3 protein-coding genes are annotated in these 1885 nt (G+C 30.5%); all 3 read left to right on the top strand.

Annotation, left to right across the window (positions count from 1 at the left end):
- The coding region (gene fliI, locus VK998_RS00460; RefSeq protein WP_325224257.1) for a flagellar protein export ATPase FliI at window positions 1–1228 on the top strand (1228 nt) is incomplete at its 5' end.
- Window positions 1229–1246: 18 nt separating this feature from the next.
- Entirely contained in the window at window positions 1247–1684 is a 438-nt protein-coding gene (fliJ, locus tag VK998_RS00455; RefSeq protein WP_325224255.1) for a flagellar export protein FliJ, read from the top strand.
- A gap of 11 nt (window positions 1685–1695) precedes the next feature.
- Window positions 1696–1885, top strand: a 190-nt coding sequence (locus VK998_RS00450) for a hypothetical protein (protein WP_325224253.1), incomplete at its 3' end; no start/stop codon positions are given.

Below are 1885 nucleotides of genomic sequence, written 5' to 3'. Positions count from 1 at the left end.
AGAATCTAATGGTCCTATAGCTACCATAGGTGAACTTTGCTATATATATCCTCATCATAAAGATGAGCCTGTATTAGCAGAGGTAGTTGGTTTCAAAGATGACAAAATACTTTTAATGCCTCTAGGCGATATGAAAGGTATCGCTTCAGGAAGTAAAGTAGTAGCTAGTGGTAAGACTTTAAGAGTAAATGTAGGTGAAGAATTAATAGGAAGGATATTAGACGGTTTAGGCAATCCTATAGATGGAAAAGGGCCTATTAAGGTTCAAAGAACCTATCCTGTTTCTAATTCTCCACCAAATCCATTAGATAGAAGATTAATTGATCAACCTTTGCCTTTAGGGATAAAGGCAATTGATGGCTTTCTTACATGTGGGAAGGGTCAAAGGATAGGTATATTTGCTGGAAGTGGTGTAGGCAAAAGTACTCTTATGGGAATGGTTTCTAGAAGTAGCTCTGCAGATATAAATGTAATAGGCCTTATAGGTGAAAGAGGTAGAGAAGTTAGAGAATTCCTAGAAAATGATTTGAAAGATGAAGGATTAAAAAAATCTGTGGTTGTAGTAGTTACATCTGATCAACCAGCTCTAATTCGAGTCAAAGGTGCATTAGTTACCACTGCTATTGCTGAATATTTTAGAGATAGAGGAAATAATGTCATGTTGTTAATGGATTCAGTAACAAGGTTTGCAATGGCTCAAAGAGAAATTGGTTTAGCTATAGGAGAACCACCAGTTACCAGAGGATTCACTCCATCAGTTTTTGCTGTTATGCCAAAATTATTGGAAAGAGCGGGAACTTCTTCAGCAGGTACTATTACTGGTTTATATACAGTTTTAGTAGATGGGGATGATTTAAATGAACCAATTACAGATGCAGTTAGGAGTATCTTAGATGGTCATATAATACTATCTAGAAAATTAGCAAATCAAAATCATTATCCAGCAATAGATATACTATCCAGTGTAAGTAGAGTTATGCCAAACATAGTAGATGAAAAACATTTGGACAAAGCTAATGCTATAAAGGATATAGTTTCAACATACAAAGAATCTGAAGATTTAATTAATATTGGTGCATATAAAAGAGGAACCAATAAAAAGATAGATAAGGCTATTGAATTAAAGGATTATATTGATGAGTTATTGACACAAGAAACTTTAGATGTATATCCCTTTAAAGAAACTATTGAAATGATGGAAAAGATTGATAATCAAATTAATAAATAGTGGTGGGGGTAGTATTTTATGAATTTCAACTTTAAACTAGAAAAAGTTCTGCATTATAAAAAAACTATTGAAGATTTAAAGAAAAATCAATATGGTATAGTCCAAAGAAGATTAAATAATGAAGAAATTAAACTAGATGACTTCAATAATTATAAAAAGAATTTGCTAGATGAAAAAAATATATCTGCTACTAAAACTAAAGTAGGTAATTTAGCAATGTATAATAATTATATTAATGATATAAATCTCAGAATAAAAAAGCAAGAAGAAATAGTTACTAAAGTACAAAAGCAAGTAAATCAAACTAAGGAAGAAATGATAGTTGCATTACAAGAAAAAAAGATATTTGAAAAATTAAAAGAAAACGAGTATGAAAAACACCTTTATGAAATAAAAAAACAGGAAGAAAAACAGAACGATACAACAATAAGTTATAAGATTAATGCCCAACAATAGGGGGAAAAATAATGGAAAATATAGAGGTTTCTAAAAAAAATAAAACAAATAAATTAAAATTAATCTTAATCATAGTTTTTATTGTAATCCCTATGGCGGTAATGACCATAATTTACTTCAACAATATGACTTTTAAGTCTAAAGTGAATAATTTTCTAGCAAAGTTGCCAGGAACTGCAGGTGAATATTTTAAGTATTCCC

It is taken from the genome of Schnuerera sp. (genome assembly GCF_035459645.1).
Lineage (GTDB): Bacteria > Bacillota > Clostridia > Tissierellales > Tepidimicrobiaceae > Schnuerera.
Note: the sequence above shows the minus strand (reverse complement) of the source record. Positions and strands in the feature narration are given on the sequence as shown.